15 protein-coding genes are annotated in these 16,223 nt (G+C 70.3%); 7 read left to right on the forward strand and 8 right to left on the reverse strand.

What is annotated here, in order from left to right; translation table 11 throughout:
* Positions 1–5: 5 nt before the first annotated feature.
* A complete protein-coding gene (gene eccE / locus AWB92_RS19160) occupies positions 6–1,211 on the reverse strand; it encodes a type VII secretion protein EccE (protein ID WP_085188473.1) in 1,206 nt (401 codons plus the stop codon).
* Between the two features lie 137 nt (positions 1,212–1,348).
* Here eccE and AWB92_RS19165 point away from each other — a divergent pair, with 137 nt between their 5' ends.
* From AWB92_RS19165 to AWB92_RS19180, 4 genes are read left to right on the forward strand one after another with little or no spacing between them, the layout of a single operon-like run.
* Entirely contained in the window at positions 1,349–1,972 is a 624-nt protein-coding gene (locus AWB92_RS19165) for a hypothetical protein (protein WP_142282181.1), read from the forward strand.
* A gap of 60 nt (positions 1,973–2,032) precedes the next feature.
* Complete coding sequence (locus AWB92_RS19170) at positions 2,033–3,028, forward strand: GNAT family N-acetyltransferase (RefSeq protein WP_142282188.1); 996 nt, start codon at positions 2,033–2,035, stop codon at positions 3,026–3,028.
* A 6-nt stretch (positions 3,029–3,034) separates the two neighbouring features.
* Complete coding sequence (locus AWB92_RS19175) at positions 3,035–3,709, forward strand: DUF5642 family protein (RefSeq protein WP_085188477.1); 675 nt, start codon at positions 3,035–3,037, stop codon at positions 3,707–3,709.
* Between the two features lie 27 nt (positions 3,710–3,736).
* Entirely contained in the window at positions 3,737–4,393 is a 657-nt protein-coding gene (locus tag AWB92_RS19180; protein ID WP_085188479.1) for a DUF5642 family protein, read from the forward strand.
* 70 nt (positions 4,394–4,463) lie between these two features.
* On the opposite strand, the gene AWB92_RS19185 is transcribed toward AWB92_RS19180, so the two are convergent.
* Positions 4,464–5,060, reverse strand: a complete 597-nt coding sequence (locus AWB92_RS19185) for an alpha-ketoglutarate-dependent dioxygenase AlkB (protein ID WP_193791412.1) — start codon at positions 5,058–5,060, stop codon at positions 4,464–4,466.
* 70 nt (positions 5,061–5,130) lie between these two features.
* On the opposite strand from AWB92_RS19185, the gene arcA reads away from it, so the two are divergent.
* Entirely contained in the window at positions 5,131–6,342 is a 1,212-nt protein-coding gene (gene arcA / locus AWB92_RS19190; RefSeq protein WP_085188483.1) for an arginine deiminase, read from the forward strand.
* A gap of 82 nt (positions 6,343–6,424) precedes the next feature.
* Here the strand turns inward: arcA and AWB92_RS19195 are convergent, their stop codons facing one another.
* Entirely contained in the window at positions 6,425–7,981 is a 1,557-nt protein-coding gene (locus AWB92_RS19195; RefSeq protein ID WP_068137794.1) for a dolichyl-phosphate-mannose--protein mannosyltransferase, read from the reverse strand.
* Between the two features lie 24 nt (positions 7,982–8,005).
* Between AWB92_RS19195 and rsmI the strand changes: the two genes are divergently transcribed.
* Positions 8,006–8,842: a 16S rRNA (cytidine(1402)-2'-O)-methyltransferase gene (gene rsmI, locus AWB92_RS19200; RefSeq protein ID WP_085188485.1), complete on the forward strand. Its 837-nt coding sequence runs from the start codon at positions 8,006–8,008 to the stop codon at positions 8,840–8,842.
* Positions 8,843–8,847: 5 nt separating this feature from the next.
* Here the strand turns inward: rsmI and AWB92_RS29485 are convergent, their stop codons facing one another.
* The 5 genes from AWB92_RS29485 to AWB92_RS19225 form a co-directional block, all read right to left on the reverse strand.
* Positions 8,848–9,732, reverse strand: coding sequence for a hypothetical protein (locus AWB92_RS29485; RefSeq protein WP_142282182.1), 885 nt, complete (start codon positions 9,730–9,732; stop codon positions 8,848–8,850).
* 131 nt (positions 9,733–9,863) lie between these two features.
* The gene (locus tag AWB92_RS19210; RefSeq protein WP_085188489.1) at positions 9,864–11,117 is read right to left on the reverse strand and encodes an aminodeoxychorismate synthase component I; all 1,254 of its coding nucleotides are present in this window, start codon (positions 11,115–11,117) and stop codon (positions 9,864–9,866) included.
* A 16-nt stretch (positions 11,118–11,133) separates the two neighbouring features.
* Positions 11,134–12,036 carry an RNA polymerase sigma-70 factor gene (locus AWB92_RS19215; protein WP_085188491.1) on the reverse strand — a complete coding sequence of 301 codons (903 nt, stop codon included), beginning with the start codon at positions 12,034–12,036 and terminating at the stop codon, positions 11,134–11,136.
* On the reverse strand, positions 12,033–13,220 hold the full coding sequence (locus AWB92_RS19220; protein WP_085188493.1) for an FAD-dependent oxidoreductase: 1,188 nt from the start codon (positions 13,218–13,220) through the stop codon (positions 12,033–12,035). The genes AWB92_RS19215 and AWB92_RS19220 overlap by 4 nt, the downstream gene beginning before the upstream one ends.
* Positions 13,221–13,307: 87 nt before the next feature.
* Positions 13,308–14,102, reverse strand: coding sequence for an FkbM family methyltransferase (locus AWB92_RS19225; RefSeq protein WP_085188495.1), 795 nt, complete (start codon positions 14,100–14,102; stop codon positions 13,308–13,310).
* A 252-nt stretch (positions 14,103–14,354) separates the two neighbouring features.
* On the opposite strand from AWB92_RS19225, the gene AWB92_RS19230 reads away from it, so the two are divergent.
* Positions 14,355–16,220: an EAL domain-containing protein gene (locus tag AWB92_RS19230; protein WP_085188497.1), complete on the forward strand. Its 1,866-nt coding sequence runs from the start codon at positions 14,355–14,357 to the stop codon at positions 16,218–16,220.
* The last annotated feature ends 3 nt before the right edge of the window (positions 16,221–16,223 follow it).

The raw sequence follows: 16,223 nt of genomic DNA on the forward strand, positions 1-16,223 counted from the left end.
GATACTCAGACCGCTGCGGCCTCGCTCATCGGGTGTTCCTCCGATGCAGCGTCCAGTTCTGTTTGGCCCAAACCTATTTCGAGTCGTTCGTCGTCGCGCAGCGGGCGTCCCGGCACGACCAGCGGCGGGCGCTTCACCGGGGCCGGCAGGCTCGCATGCACCGCAGCCAGCTGGCGGGCGACGAGCCGATTCAACCCGACGCAGACATCGTTGCCCAGGGGTTCCGCGCTGTGGTAGCGGACCCAAGCCGATGCGTGGACCCGGCCGGCAGCGGCGCTCAGCCGAATCGTCAGCACGGTGACATCGGTGTCGTCCAGCCACAACCGGTCCAGCGTCTCCGACGTGATGTCCTGTGGTGACACCCAGAAGCTGGTCGCGTACCCGTCGAAACACTTGAGGTGGCGCAATCCCGACCGAGTCGAAGCCGGTTGCAGTCCCGCCGCCACGGCGGCGTCCACCTCGGCGAACTCGTCGGCAGTCAAGGGCCGGGCCGCGCAGCGCCGACCGTTCAGATCGTCGACGAGCCGCTCGACGACCGCCGCCAAAGTCGAGGCCAGCGAATCGCGGGCCGCGACCGCGCCGACGTTGCGCTGGGGATCCATCCGCAACACCAGCCACGTACGGTGCTCGAAACCCGCTGGGCTACCGTCGGCGGCGTGCCGCCGTCGTACCGAGACGATGTCGATGGCGTCCAGGCGCACATCGAAGTGGTGCAGTCCCGTTGCCACCGCCAGCACCGGCAAGGTAGTCGACGAGGCCGTCTGGTGATGGGGCGGTGCGTCCGCCGGCCCGTCGAGGGCCACCACGGCGACCAGCTGGCCCCGGTATCCGCGCACTCCGACCACGCGGCGGCCGAAGCGGCGCCGATGATCGATCGCCGCGGTGCAGCCGGGATTCAGTATCTCGCCCCGCGTAGGGGCGGACTCCGGCGTGCTCAGTGCCGCCGCCGGCTCGGGGGACGAGTCCCAGATGTCGGGGGCCGACCAGTCCCACAGCCACCTGGCCAGGGCCGAGATGACCGTGATCCCGCGGTAGGTGAGCAGCAAGGCCGCCGTCGCCACGACGGCGACCGCGACGCCGCCCCACCACATCGCGGTTTGCGGTCCGCCGGCGAGCTTTCTGACCACGACGAGTACTGCGACGTCGATCAGGAACGCCGACGTCGTCTTCGGCCACGACAGCGCCAGCCCGAGGCGGGGCTGCGCCTTCATCGGGGCCGCGGAGCCCGCCGCGTCGCCGAAAGACTTAAGGTCTGTTTTCACCCATCTGATGATACAGAAAGTATTGTAATATGGTCTATTACTAAATAGTCCGTTTGTAGCTGGCCTCCCTAGCTGAGGAGCGGCGTATGTCGTTCTCATCAACACCCTCGGTGCGAGTCGCGATCGCGGTGGGCTGCGTCCTGGTCAGTGCCACGGCGGGGTGTTCGCGATCGCCGGCGAGCACACCGGCCGCACCGGCAACTCCGTCCGCCGTCGCGTTGGTGCCGGCCGCGTCAGCCGTCCAAGGCGAGTCGGTTCCCGGTATTGGAACCACCCGGGCCGCTTGGGACGACTCGCACACGCCAAACGCCGCGGCTCCCAACGCCTACGGTCGAGATCCCAGCTTGCCGGAGTACCTCGCGCGTGGCGGCGCCGTCTACAGCGACGTATCCGACCAGGGCACCGACAGAATCCACGGCTACTCCTTGAATATGCATACGGTCGACCGGTTCGAGGTGTTACGGCGGGTGTGGCAGGAGTTGCCTTCCGACGCGACGGTCGCCTGGGATCTGATGCGCGACCATTGTTATCGAGTGGCGTTCAACAGCCCGACCCTGCGGGCCGTCGGAGATTTCATGGCAACGGTTCAGCTTCAGTACATTCAGGCCGACGGGAAGAAGGCGACGAGTTCGGACCGCTTCAACCAAGCGGTGTTCCGGCTTGACCGTGCCGGTTCCCCACCCGACGGTGCGGAAGGCTGCGGCAAGTAAGGCGTGACCGTCCCGGCGCCGGAGCGCGCCGACCCGGAGCGTGTCCCGGCAACCCGTAGGATTGTCGTGGTGGCCGAACTGACCGGCGCGCGAGCCGAAGAGCTCGCAACAATGGACATCTTCGAGGGCTGCACTACCGAGGACCTAGTGCCGCTGGCGGCCCGTCTCCAGCCGCTGCGCGCGGCAGCCGGCCAAGTGCTGATGCAGCAGGGCGAGCAGGCCGTTTCGTTCCTGCTCATCTCGACGGGCACCGCCGAGATCAAGCGGGTCGACAGCGACGGCACGGTCAACGCCGGACACGTGACGCCCGGCACCATCGTGGGAGAGATCGCCCTGTTGCGGAGTATCCCGCGCATCGCGACGGTCACCACGGCCGAACCGCTGACCGGCTGGATCGGGGACAACGACGCCTTCACCTGGATGGTGCACCTGCCGGGGGTGATGCCGCGGTTGCTGCGCACGGTGCGCCAGCGGCTGGCCGCATTCATCACCCCGATCCCCATAGAGGTCCGCGACGGCACCCGCCTGATGCTGCGCCCGGTGCTGCCCGGCGACGACGAGCGCACCGTCCACGGCCACATCCAGTTCTCCAGCGAGACCCTGTATCGGCGGTTCATGACGGCCCGCATGCCGACCCCGGCGCTGTTGCACTACCTGTCCGAGGTCGACTACGTCGATCACTTCGTGTGGGTGGTGACCGACGGGGACAACCCGGTGGCCGACGCCCGCTTCGTCCGCGACGAGAGCGATCCCACAACCGCCGAGATCGCTTTCACCGTGGCCGACGCCTACCAGGGCCGGGGAATCGGGAGCTTCCTGATCAGCGCGCTGTCCATCGCCGCCAGGGTCGACGGCGTCGAAAGATTCTCCGCGCGAATGCTTTCCGACAACGGGCCGATGCGAGCGATCATGGACCACTACGGCGCGGTCTGGGAGCGCGAGGACGTCGGCGTCATCACCACCGTCATCGACGTGCCCCGCCGGCTGATCTTCGGCCGTCACATGGCCGAACAGATCAAGCGCGTCGCCCGTCAGGTGATCGAAGCGGTCGGCTGAACGGGCATGCGGCCGTTGTGGATTGGGATTCCGGTTGTCCTGATGACGGCGTGTGCGCACGCCCACGCGCCCGCGCCGTCGGCCGCGCCCACCAAATCGGCCACCGCCCCCAACGCAACCGTCAACCCCGCCAACATCAAGCGGGTGGTCGGCGAGCTGCCACCCCACTACGAGGTGACCACCAACATCCCGAGCGGGGCGTCGCCGAGGGTGATCTGGAGCCTCGAGGCCGCCGCGAGCGCCAAGCCGCCGCCGTGCGCGACGCTCGCCGACCCGGGCAACGGACGCGACCAGTCCGCGCAGGGCTTCTCCGGGTCGGGGACCGGCGGCATCGTCGACGCGGTGGTGGTGGCTTTGCCGGGGCCGGTGGACCTCGACCAGGGCGTCGTCGCGGCGTGCGGGCGGTGGACCATGAGCGACGGCCACACCACGGCCAGCGTTCGCCTCATCGACGCCCCCCACATCGACGGCGCCGCGACGCTCGGCATGGTGGCCGACACCAAGTCGTCCGTCGAGTCGGGCACCGAAATCGATTCGCGCGCATACACTTTCACCGCCTACCTCGGCCAGTACTACGCGTTCACCACCCTGACCACGGACCCCGGTTCGACGCTGCCCGCGCTGCCGCCGCAATTCGCCGCCGATCTGCTCGTCAAAACGGTGTCCACATTGCGCGGCTGAGCATCCCCGTTGGGTAGATTGGCCACGATGTTGAAGGTGTTGCTCGCGACCGCCTCCGTGTGCGTGCTCGCCGGATGCTCGTCGGGCAACGATCCCGCCCCCGTCAAGGCCGACATCGGCAAGGTCGTCGACGTCAAGTCGAGCTTCGGGCCCGACTACAAGGTCACCGACATCCCCGTCCGGGGCGTCGACCCCAAGCTGCTCTCGGCCCGGAAACTGCCCGACGGCCTGACTTTTGACCCGGCGAACTGCGCGAAAGTGGCGGTCGGCCCGGACATGCCACCCGACTTGCAGGGCAACATGGCCGCCGTCTCCGCCGAGGGCAACGGCAACCGGTTCGTCGTCATCGCCTTGGAGACGTCAAAAGCCCTGCCGTTCAACGACCCCGGGAAGGACTGCGCCAAGGTCGCATTCGCCGGGACCGGGGTACGGGGCGGCATCGAGGCGATCGACGCGCCGCACATCGACGGGGCCCGCACCGCGGGCGTGCACCGCGTCCTGCAGGCCGTGGTCGGCGGGGGAGCGCGCACCGGTGAGCTGTACGACTACTCGGCCCAATTCGGTGATTACCAGGTGATCGTGATCGCCAACCCGCTGGTCATTCCGGACCAGCCGGTGGCCAAGATCGACACCCAACGCGCGCGCGACCTCCTCGTCAAGGCGGTCGCCGCGGTCCGTTCGTAGGCCGCTAGGCCGATGGCGGCGACCCACGGCGCCCGGCTGGGACATTGCTGCCGCGTCTGCGGCAGCGCCGCTAGCGCACGTCGCGCGGACGGAACTGGATGCTGACGCGCGGGCCGATCGGCGCCGAGGTCTTGGGCACCGCGTGCTCCCAGGTGCGCTGGCACGAGCCGCCCATCACCAGCAGATCGCCATGGGCCTGCGGCAGCCGCAGCGACGGGCCGCCACCGCGCCGCCGCATCGCGAAAGTGCGCGTCGCGCCCAGGCTGACGATCGCCACCATGGTGTCCAGCGAGCTGCTGCGCCCGATGGTGTCGCCGTGCCAGGCTACGCTGTCCGAGCCGTCGCGGTAACAGCACAATCCGACGGTGGTGAAGGGCTCGCCGAGCTCGCCCGCGTAGATGTCGTTGAGCCGCCGCCGCAGCTTGCCCAGCAGCGGGTGTGGGGGATCCTCGACCGTCAGGTCGTGAAAGCTGACCAGCCGCGGCACGTCGACCACCCGGTCGTACATTTGGCGGCGCTCGGCCCGCCATGGAACGGTCGATAGGAGGTCGGCGAACAGTTCATCGGCCTCGGCCAGCCAGGCGGCGCGGATCTCGATGAAGGCGCCGTCACCGAGCTGTCTGCGCTCGGTGTGCTCGAACAGCGAGCCCTGTACCGCGATGCTCACGGTGCCCATTTTATCGCACACCCGTTCGATGAGGAGTGGGCCGGCCTTGCGACCGGCTACCGTTTTCAGGGTGGGTGTTGTTGAGCTGGGCACCAATTCCGAGGTGGGCGTGCTTCGGGTCGCCATCCTGCACCGCCCCGGCGCGGAGCTGTGCCGGCTCAATCCGCGCAACAACGACCAGCTGCTCTTCGACGGGCTGCCCTGGGTCGCGCGGGCGCAGGAGGAGCACGACGAGTTCGCCGAGCTGCTGCGTTCCCGCGGCGTCGAGGTGCTGCTGCTGTCGGATCTGCTGACCGAGGCGCTCAACCACAGCGGGGCCGCCCGGATGCAGGGTGTCGCGGCGGCGGTGGACGCTCGCCGGCTCGGAATGCCACTGGCGCAAGAGCTTTCGGCCTACCTGCGGGGGCTCGACCCGGTGACGCTGGCCAACGTGCTGATGGGCGGCATGACGTTCAACGAGCTGCCGCCGGACACCCGCACCGAGGTCTCGCTGGTGCTTCGCATGCACCACGGGGCGGATTTCGTGATCGATCCACTGCCGAACCTGGTGTTCACCCGCGACTCGTCGATCTGGATCGGGCCACGGGTGGTGATCCCGACCCTGGCGCTGCGGGCGCGGGTTCGCGAGGCGTCGCTGACCGACCTGATCTATGCCCATCACCCGCGGTTCACCGGGGTGCGGCGCGCCTACGAGTCGCGCACCGCCCCCGTCGAGGGCGGTGACGTGCTGCTGCTCGCTCCCGGCGTGATCGCGGTCGGGGTTGGTGAACGGACCACCCCCGCCGGTGCGGAAGCGTTGGCGCGCAGCCTTTTTGACGACGATCTCGCCGACACCGTGCTCGCGGTGCCGATCGCCCAGCGGCGCGCGCAGATGCACCTGGACACGGTGTGCACGATGGTCGACACCGACACCGTGGTGATGTACGCGAACATCGTCGACACGCTGTCGGCATACACGATCCAGCGCACCCCCGACGGCGTCACCATCGGCGACGAGACGCCGTTCCTGGAGGCAGCGGCGAAGGCGATGGGGATCGACAAGCTGCGGGTGATCGACACCGGGCTGGACCCCCTCGTCGCCGAGCGGGAGCAGTGGGACGACGGCAACAACACCTTGGCGCTGGCGCCCGGCGTCGTCGTCGCCTACGAGCGCAACGCGCAGACCAACGCCCGCCTGCAGGACGCGGGCATCGAGGTGCTCACCATCGCCGGGTCCGAATTGAGCACCGGCCGCGGCGGCCCCCGGTGCATGTCGTGCCCCGCCGCGCGCGATCCGGTGTAGTTCTCTACCGCGAGCAGACACAAAAGCGCCCTAATTTGACGCGATTTAGGGGCTTTTGCGTCTGCTCGCCGACAAAGACGACTCAGCGCCAGCTGGGCAGCCAGATCTCCATGTTCCAGGTCTGCTGGGAAATCGGCAGGCCGGTGAGTACCGGGAACAGCCACGCGAAGTTGGTCACCACTAAGGCCACGTAGCAGGAGACCGCGATCAGTCCGAGCGTGCGCCGTTCGGAGTTCTGGTTGCGGGCGTAGAGGATGTCGCCGCAGATCAGCGCGATGCCCATGGCCAGGAACGGCGCCATCGTCGCGGCGTAGAAGAAGTACATCTGCCGGTCGATGTCGGCGAACCACGGCAGCCAACCCGCGCAGTAGCCAGTCAAAACGGCCGCATAGCGCCAGTCCCGGCGGACCAGCATTCGCCAACAGGCATAGAGCAACACCGGCACCGCCAGCCACCACATCGCCGGGGTGCCCACCAGCATCTCCGCCTTGACGCACGACTGGGCGCCGCAGCCGGGGACGTTCTGCTGGTCGATGGCGTAGAGGACCGGGCGCAACGACATCGGCCAGCTCCACGGTTTGGATTCCCACGGGTGGTAGTTGCCGGCGGAGTTCGTCAGGCCCGCGTGGAACTGAAACGCCTTGGCGGTGTAGTGCCAGAGCGAGCGAATGGCGTCGGGCAGGGGGACGACGGAGTGCGGGCCGATCGACTGGCCGACCTCGTGGCGGTCGATCGCGGTCTCGGACGCGAACCAGGGCGCGTAGCTGGCGAGGTAGACCGCGAACGGGATGAGCGCCAGCGCGTAGCCGGTGGGAATCAGGTCGCGCCGCAAGACCCCGAGCCACGGCCGGGTCACCTGGTATTGGCGCCGCGCGGCGACGTCGAACGCCAACGACAGCACGCCGAAGAACAGCACGAAGTAGAGGCCGGACCACTTTGTGCCGCAAGCCAATCCGAGCATCACCCCGGCGAGGAAGCGCCACCAACGCACGCCAAGCCTTGGGCCCCATAGGGTTTGGGCGCTGCGGCCCTCCACGAGCGCGACGTGCAGTCGCCAGCGCACCTGATCGCGGTCGACGATCAGCGCGCCGAACGCGGCGACCACGAAGAAGGTCAACAGGCCGTCGAGCAGGGCGGTCCGCGCGGTGACGAAGCTGACGCCGTCGCAGATCACCAGCACCCCGGCGATCGCGCCGACCAGCGTCGAGCGGCTGATCCGCCGGACGGTCCGCATCACCAGCACCACCATGACGACCCCGAGCAGGGCGCCGGTGAAGCGCCAGCCCACCCCGTTGTAGCCGAAGACCGCCTCGCCGAGGGCGATCAACTGCTTGCCGACCGGCGGGTGCACGACCAGGCCGAACCCGGGGTTGTCCTCCACCCCGTGGTTGTGCAGCACCTGCCACGCCTGGGGCGCGTAATGCTTCTCGTCGAAGACGGGCGTGCCGGCATCGGTCGGCGAGCCCAGGTTGAGGAACCGGGTCACCGTCGCCAGCACCGTGATCACCCCGGTCGCGACCCAGCCGCGAATGGTGTCCGTCGGCCCGAAGTCAGCCACCGGAACCAGCGGGCCCGGGCTGTCGACGGGTACGACACGCTCGCGCTCGGCGACGGCGCTTTCGCGGGGCGGGGCGGTCATCACGTCGATCGTAGGCTGTCCGTCATGACCTCCGGTCGCCTATTGCTGGGCGCGACGCCCCTGGGACAGCCGTTGGATGCCTCGCCGCGCCTGGTCGACGCGCTGGCCCACGCCGACGTGGTGGCCGCCGAGGACACCCGGCGGGTGCGGATGCTGGCCAAGGCGCTGGAAGCCGAGATCAAGGGTCGGGTGGTCAGCCTGTACGACCGGGTGGAGGCCATTCGGGTGCCCGCCCTCGTCGACGCGATGAAGGCCGGGGCGACGGTGCTGATGGTCAGCGACGCCGGCATGCCGTTGATCAGCGACCCCGGCTACCGGCTGGTCGCGGCGTGCGTCGAGGCCGGGGTTCCGCTGACCTGTCTGCCCGGGCCGTCCGCAGTGACGACCGCGCTGGCCGTGTCCGGCCTGCCGTCGGAGCGGTTCTGCTTCGAGGGGTTCGCCCCGCGCAAGAATTCGGCGCGCCGGACCTGGCTGGCCTCGCTGTCCGACGAGCGCCGCACCTGCGTGTTCTTCGAATCGCCGCGGCGGCTGGCCGCCTGCCTGCGCGACGCCGTGGACGAACTCGGCGGCGCCCGCCGTGCGGTGGTCTGCCGAGAGCTGACGAAGGTGCACGAGGAAGTGGTGCGCGGCTCGCTGGAGGAGCTGGCCACGTGGGCGAACGACGGGGTGCTGGGCGAGATCACCGTGGTGCTCGCCGGCGCGACGCCGCGCGCCGACCTGCCGTTGCTGGTGGCCGAGGTGGAGGCGATGGTTGCCGGCGGCGTGCGCGTCAAGGACGCGTGCAGCGAGGTGGCCGCGGCGCATCCGGACGTGCGGACGCGTCAGCTCTACGACGCGGTGTTGCAGTTACGCGCCGAGTAGCTCTCTTAAGGCGTGCAGGCCTTGAGGGGACCGATCCCCGGCGTGCAGATTTGGGGGTGCGGCGGCAGCGGTGGCGGGCCGGGCAGCGGCGGGGCAGCGGGAAGGGCCGGCAGCCCCGCCGGAATCGCGGGAGCCGCGGGCAACGCCGGCAGCGCGGGCAGTGCTGGGAGGGCGCCCGGAGCGGCCGCCAGTACCGCCGGGATGGCCGCCGCCGCGCCCGGGACGGCGGCCGCCGCCCCCGGAACGGCCGCCGCCGCGGCGGTGAGCCCCGGGATGGCCGGCACGCCCAGGGTGAAGCCGGCCGGCAGCAGGCCGGTGCTCTTGAGGTAGGCGAGGGCGATGGCGGCGGTGGACGCGGTGGCCACGACGCTGGTTCCCACGCCGACCACGGTGGTTCCCACACCGACGACGCCCTGAACGATCGACCAGGCGGTTTGTGCCCCGGCGGGTGCGGCGGAGATCGCGGCCGCGTTGTCGATGGCGCCGGGCAGTTGCGGCAGGACGGCGGCCGCGGAGTCGGGCAAACCAGTGTCGAACCCGCCCGGCATCGCCGCGGCGGGCGCGCCGCCTCCCGATCCGCCCAGCCCGGGCATCGCTCGTGCCGCGGACCCGCCCGGTGTGGCCGATCCGCCGGGCATTGCCGGGTTGGTGGCCTCTGCGACCGGCTTGGGGGCGTCTCCGCCGGTATTCGCTGCGGGAGCGGCCTGCGTGCCCGGCGCCGACGGCGGCGTCTCGGGCATCAGGACCGACGCCACCTTCTGGCAGGGGGCCCCGCCACTGCCGCAGGGTCCCGCGGCCGGCAGCGGCGTGCTGACCGAGGTCAGGGGCGTGACCGCCAGCGTCCCGCCCATCAGGGCGGACGCGACGGCGCCCAGGACAGCGATTCTCATGACGGCCCCCTCCGGCAGTCGACTCGCGATCGGCGCGGGTCAATCCATGAAGCTTAAGCAAAAGCGGCACGTGGCGTGGGGTGTTAGCCGAAATTCACGGCCGAGGCTCCGGTGCTTCACCGGCCGGCCTCCTAGCCGGCTTGAGCCGGTGTCGCGACCAACGGTAGCCCGACGATCGGGGCCGCCTTGTGCAGGCATTCCTCCCATTCGGCGTCGGGATCGGAGTCGGCGGTGATCCCGCCGCCGACGCCCAGCACCGCGCCGCCGCCCGCGTCGAACTCGACGGTGCGAATCGCGACGTTCAGCTCGCATCCGGCGATCGGGGAGGCCAGGCCGACTGTTCCGCAGTAGATGCCGCGGCGGCTGTGCTCCCATTGCGAAATCAATTCCCTCGCACGGTGTTTGGGGGTACCGGTCACGGACGCCGGGGGGAAGGCGGCGTCCAGCAGGGCCGACGTCGGCAGCTCGAGCGGGACGTGCGCCGACACCGTGGACACCAGGTGCCACACGCCGGGCGCGCGCCGCACCACCAACAGCTCGGGCACGGTGACCGTGCCGACGGTCGCCACCCGGCCCAGGTCGTTGCGGACCAGGTCCACGATCATGATGTTTTCCGCGACGTCCTTGGCCGACGCCCGCAGCGCCGACGGCCAGGCGTCGAGCGGCAGCGTGCCCTTGATGGGGCTGGACGTCGCGGTCGCACCGCGTCGTCGCAGGAAAAGCTCCGGGGACAGCGACGCCACCGCGCCCCACGGCCCCGCGACGTAGGCCGCCCGGGCCGGTGAGGTGCGCGCCACGCCGTCGACGAAGAAGTCCAGCGGAGCCCCGCTGACCGTCCCGGTGAATTGTGTGCATACGCAGGCCTGATAGACGTCGCCGGCGCGGATCGACTCGAGGCAGGCCAGTACCCCGCCGCGGTGCGCGGCCCGGTCGGGGCCGCCCCAGTCGATGCGGCAATCGCGCGGCGGCGCCGGCCTCGCCGCCAACGCGGCCCCCAGCCAGCCCGGCATCGGTGCGCCGGACAGGCTTTCGTACCACCAGGCCCCGTCGCGGTCGCGGCGCAGGACGCAGTCGGTCCAGCCGCCGGCGGCCTCGGGGATCCGGTTGGCCCGGCCGTCGGCGGCGGGATCGGGATAGGACAGGTAGCCGACCCAGCCGCCGCCGACCGCCTCCGAGCCGGGCGCGGGCGTGCCCAGCCGGACCGCGAAGGCGTCGGCGGCGGCGACCGGCCGCGCCGCGAGGCTCGGCGCGATCACCGCCAGCGAACCGAACCACTCGCCGGTCAGCGCGGCGGGCGGTGGCAACCCCAGGCGGCCGGCGGCATCACCCACGGCGCGCAGCACCCGGGGCGCGGCGCCGAGGTCGCCAAGCCGGTCGGTTCGCACCGCCCTAGTCTGCCGCCTAGCCGCGGCTGATGTCGCGAGCGGTGGCCATCGCCGCCAGCTTCTCCGGGTTGCGCATCACGTAGAAGTTGGTGATCTTGTCGCCGGCGATCTCCAGCGTGATCACGCCTTCGAGCTGTTCACCGAGGTAGAGCAGCACGGCCGGGGCGCTGTTGCAGGTCACCATGTCCACGCGCACCCCGGCAACGTCGGCGGCCTTGCGCATCAGCCCCACGATCGCGCGGGCCACCCGCTCGGCGCCGACCACGGGCCTGCGGGCGGCGCTGACGATGCCGCCGCTGTCGGCCGTCCAGGTGGCATCCGGGGCGAGCATCGCCATCAGCGCCTCCACGTCGCCGCTTGCCGCCGTGGCCAGGAACTGAGCGGTGATTTCGGAGTTGCGCTCGGCATCCGTTGCGTCGAAGCGCTTCCGCCGCGCCCGCACGTGTTCGCGCGCGCGGTGCGCGACCTGACGCACGGTCGGCGCCGGCTTGCCGACCGCCTCGGCGATCTCGCCGTAGTCGAAGCCGAACACCTCGCGCAGCACGAACACCGCCCGTTCGTCGGGGCTCAGCGTCTCCAGCAGGACCAGCATCGCCATCGAAACCGATTCCGCCAGAACGACATCGGCCGAAGGGTCCTGGTCGTCCAGCAGCAGCGGCTCGGGCAGCCACGGCCCCACGTACTCCTCGCGGCGGCGCGCGTCGGCCCGCAGCGCGTTGAGCGCCTGCCGGGTGACCAGCTGCGCCAGATACGACTTGGTGTCACGCACGGCCGACAGGTCGACGTCGGCCCAGCGCAGGTAGCTGTCCTGCAGCACGTCGTCGGCCTCGGTCGCCGAGCCGAGGATCTCGTAGGCGATCGTGAACAGCAACGGCCGCAGCACCGTGAATCGTTCGGCGTGCTCGGTCGAACGGGTCACGGCAGCGCGACCTGTTCGTCCGCCGGGGACTGCGCGACGCGCCTGCCGCCCTTGAGCCACAAGTAGGAGCCGGGCTTGGCGGCCTCGCGGCGAATGAACCACAGCGTGCCCTTGCAGACGGTCTCCTTCACCGACGCCGCGAACCGACCCCCGACGTACAACTCAACCGGGGTGTCGTCTTTGCGGGCGAGCTGGATGGTGCCGTGCGAGCGGCCGAGGCTGATGCACTGGCCGGTGAACGCCTGGTTGAGCAGCGCCGGCGCTTCTCCTGCGATGCGGCTGAGCACCGTGTTGGCGGCCTGGACCCCGAGCGGGCCGGCGGCTTGGCAGCTCATCCGCAGTGGCTGCCCGGACGGCGCGGCCGCGTCACCCGCGGCGACGATGTGCTGGTCGTCGATGCTGGTCAGCGTCTCGTCGGTGAGCAGCCGGCCCAGCGAGTCGGTGCTCAGCCCGCTGCGCGCGGCCAGGTCCGGCACGGCGAAGCCCGCCGTCCACACCGTCGCCGCACTGGGCAGCATGGCGCCGTCGGTGAGGACCACCGCGTCCCAGCGCACCTCGCTCGCGGCAGCGGATTCGAGGACGTTGACGCCCAGGTGGCGCAGCTGCTTGGCCACGGACCGCCGGCCCTTCTCGCTCAGCGAGGGGCCAAGGATGCCGCCGCACACCAGGGTCACCGGGCGCCCCAGCTCGGCCAGCTCGGACGCGGTTTCGATGCCGGTCAGCCCGCCGCCCACGACGGTGACGGGCGAACCCAGCGGCAGGTCGGCGAGCGCGTAGCGCAGCCGTTGCGCGCTTTCCAGATCGGCGACCGAGTGCGCGAACTCGGCGGCGCCCGGCACGGTCAGCGGCATCGCGCCGGTGCTGCCGACGGCGTAGATCAGGTAGTCGTAGTCCAGCTCGGCGCCGGAGGCCAGCACCAGGCGGCGGTCGGCGGCCTCGATGCGCTCGACGGCGTCGATCACCAGCCCGATGCCCTCGCCCAGCAGCGTGTCGTAGTCGGCGATCGCCGCGCCGGTGTCGGCGACCAGCTGATGCAGGCGGATCCGCTCCACGAACACCGGGCGCGGGTTGACCAGGGTGATGTCGACGTCGGGGCGCTGGCGCAGGTGATTGGCGGCCAAGGTTCCGGCGTATCCGCCGCCGACGACGACGACGTGGGTTCTTGGGGCGGCCGGCTGGGTCATTTCTGTCTCCTTCTCTCACGGAACTCGTGCCCTTGAGACACCGCGGACCGGCCGACCGTGACAGTCCGGGCAGAGCTGTGAGCTGTTTCACACGCCCTTGGGGAGGAAGACGAAGTTGTTGACGTAGACGCCGTGGGCCGCCCAGCCGTCTTCCCGCCCGCCGATGTTGGCCGGGTCCTGGTGCCGGGCCGCGTCGAACTCCTCGATCGGCCGCCGCCCGTCACCGGTGTCGAAGTAGCCCTCGTACCCGAGTCCCGTCAGCAGCTCGGTGATCGCGGCAACGGCGCCGCGGTGATGGCGTTCCTCGGCCTCCACCAGGACGGCGGGCCGGTTGCGCGCGAGCGTCTCCGTCGCGCCACGCAGCACGGCCAGTTCGTGGCCCTCGACGTCGATCTTGACCAGGCCGACGTCGCCGAGGCTCAGGTCGTCGAGCCGCTTGACCGGCACCTCGATGCTCTGCACCGCGTCACCGCCGGCGTCGCCCAGGGCGTTGTCGGCATCGATCGTGCTGCGGCCCGGGTCGGATTCCACCACCCGCATCGTGGTGACGCCGGGCGTGTCGGAGAGCGCGATGGCTTCCACCCGGACCGGCGCGCCGACCGCGTCGAACATCGACGCCAACTCGCGCGCTTGCGCCGGCCGGGGTTCGAACGCGATCACCGAGCGCGACGATGCGAGCATCGCGATCGTGAACTCGCCGACATCGGCCCCGATGTCCAGCGAGACGCGGTTGGGATCGCACAGCGACGCGACCAGCCGCACGTCCGGGCGCGCCTCGCCGAGGCGTTGCAGGATGCCGTACTTGCGGCGCCAGAACAGCCGCGGCGCCAACGTCTTTGCCGCCGGCGCGAGCCAACGTTTGGCCGTGCGTCCGACGGGCATCTGCGGTGGTCTCCCATCCTTTTTGGGGGCTTTGGGGAGCCGGTCTCAAGCGGGCCCCGCGCCGGGTCGGAAATGATACGCTTCGCATCTATTCGTGACCTGCCCCGGGCCGAATGCAGCCACCGCGAAAGTATGGGGCTCCCCAATGCGCATCGGCGTGCATCGGGGGAGTGCAAACTGGAAGACGAACATCCCCTGATTGGGCCCCCGAACCGGCCAAGCCCAGCTGGGACATGCCCATCGGAGGAGTCCTTGCCGCGAAGCCTGGATCTCGTCGTCACCTCCGTGGCAACCCAGCTGATGGAGGCGACGGGATCAACCGCGACCCAGGTCAGCGAGAAGGTGCTCGCGCAGCTCGTCGAGCAATTCGATCTCGACGCCTGCTTCCTGCGCCACCACGACCACGACATCCGCGCCTCGGTGCTGGTGGCGGAGTGGCCGCCGCGCACCGACGTTCCGGACCCGGATCCGCTGGCCGTCGTCCACTTCACCAGCGCCGACCCGGTGCTGGCCCAGTGCGAGCACGGGCGCAAGCCGGTCGTGATCCGGCCGGAGCAGAACAACCGCGGGTTTCCCCGGCGGCTGGGCGGCTCCAAGCAGCCAACGTCGCCCTCGGTGGCCGCCGCGCCCCTGGTCTCGGGCGAGGCCACCACGGGCGTGCTCGGCTTCGTCAAGAACGGCTCCCGCAAGTGGAAGCAAGAAGAGATCAACACGCTCGAGGCCATCGCCGCGCTGTTCGCGCAGCTGCAGGCGCGGATCGCCGCCGAAGAGAAGCTTCGCTACCTGGCCGAGCATGACGACCTGACCGGCCTGTACAACCGGCGGGCGCTGGTCGCGCACCTGTCCGAACGGCTCGCGCCGGGAAGCCCCGGGCCGGTCGCCGTCTTGTACCTCGACCTGGACCGGCTCAAGCCGATCAACGACTACCTCGGGCACACCGCGGGCGACTGGTTCATCCGGGTGTTCGCGCAACGGATCCGGGTGTGCGCGGGCAACCAGAGCATGATCGCCCGGCTCGGCGGCGACGAATTCGTCGTGATCCCGGACCAGCCGATGTCAACGGGGACGGCGGAGTCGTTCGCCCGCCGGCTGGGGGCGATGCTGCGCGAGCGGCTGGCCATCGGCGGACACATGATCACCCGCACCGTCAGCATCGGGCTCGCGGTGGGCATGCCGGGGCGCGACAACAGCACCGACCTGCTGCGCCGGGCCGACGAGGCGGTCCTGACCGCCAAGCGCGCCGGCGGCAACCAGGTGGCGCTGTCCACCGACGACATGTCGCTGAAGAGTGCCTTCCGCAACGACATCGAGCTGCACCTGCAGGGCGACATCGACAGCGAGGCGCTGCTGCTGCACTACCTGCCCGAGGTCGACCTGTGGACCGGCGCCATCGTGGCGGCGGAGGCACTGGTCCGGTGGCGGCACCCGATCTGGGGACTACTGCTGCCGGACTCGTTCATCGGGGTGGCCGAATCGACCAACCTGGCCGGTGAACTCGGCCGGTGGGTGATGCGAAGCGCGTGCGCCGAATTCAGCCGGTGGCGCGCCAACGGCGTAGGGCAGAGCGCGAGCCTGCGCATCAACGTGTCGCCCGTCCAACTGATCACCCGCGGCTTCGTGCGCAGCGTCGCCGACACCATCGACGAGTTCGGCATCGACGGCGGATCGGTCTGCCTGGAGATCACGGAGCGGGCCGTGGTGCACGACATCGAGACCACCCGCAAGACCCTGCACGAGCTCAAGGAGGTCGGGGTCCAGATCGCCATCGACGACTTCGGCACCGGCTATGCGGTCCTGTCGCACCTGAAGTCCCTCCCGGTCGACATGCTCAAGATCGATACCGGGTTCGTCCGCGACCTGGGCACCAACGCCGGCGATCTGGCCATCGTCCGGGCGATCATCGGCCTGGCCGAGGCGTTCGGCCTGCAACTGGTCGCCGAGGGAGTCGAAACCCCTGCTGCCGCACTGACTTTGATGCAACACGGGTGCCACCGGGCGCAGGGCTTCCTGCTCTCCCGGCCGGTGCCGGGCAACGCGATGGAAGCGTTGCTGTCCGCGCGCTGGATGCCAATGCCGTTCCTCGCCGACCGCGAGGCGCTGTCGTTAGGCGCGATCTAAACC

The organism is Mycobacterium sp. IEC1808 (assembly GCF_002101935.1).
Taxonomy (GTDB): domain Bacteria; phylum Actinomycetota; class Actinomycetes; order Mycobacteriales; family Mycobacteriaceae; genus Mycobacterium.

Bases quoted from the DNA above. Each gene is read 5' to 3' on its own strand.
- eccE (WP_085188473.1), bottom strand. From the start codon at position 1,211: ATGAAGGCGCAGCCCCGCCTCGGGCTGGCGCTGTCGTGGCCGAAGACG.
- AWB92_RS19165 (WP_142282181.1), top strand. From the start codon at position 1,349: ATGTCGTTCTCATCAACACCCTCGGTGCGAGTCGCGATCGCGGTGGGC.
- AWB92_RS19175 (WP_085188477.1), top strand. From the start codon at position 3,035: ATGCGGCCGTTGTGGATTGGGATTCCGGTTGTCCTGATGACGGCGTGT.
- AWB92_RS19180 (WP_085188479.1), top strand. From the start codon at position 3,737: ATGTTGAAGGTGTTGCTCGCGACCGCCTCCGTGTGCGTGCTCGCCGGA.
- AWB92_RS19195 (WP_068137794.1), bottom strand. From the start codon at position 7,981: ATGACCGCCCCGCCCCGCGAAAGCGCCGTCGCCGAGCGCGAGCGTGTC.
- rsmI (WP_085188485.1), top strand. From the start codon at position 8,006: ATGACCTCCGGTCGCCTATTGCTGGGCGCGACGCCCCTGGGACAGCCG.
- AWB92_RS29485 (WP_142282182.1), bottom strand. From the start codon at position 9,732: ATGAGAATCGCTGTCCTGGGCGCCGTCGCGTCCGCCCTGATGGGCGGG.
- AWB92_RS19220 (WP_085188493.1), bottom strand. From the start codon at position 13,220: ATGACCCAGCCGGCCGCCCCAAGAACCCACGTCGTCGTCGTCGGCGGC.
- AWB92_RS19225 (WP_085188495.1), bottom strand. From the start codon at position 14,102: ATGCCCGTCGGACGCACGGCCAAACGTTGGCTCGCGCCGGCGGCAAAG.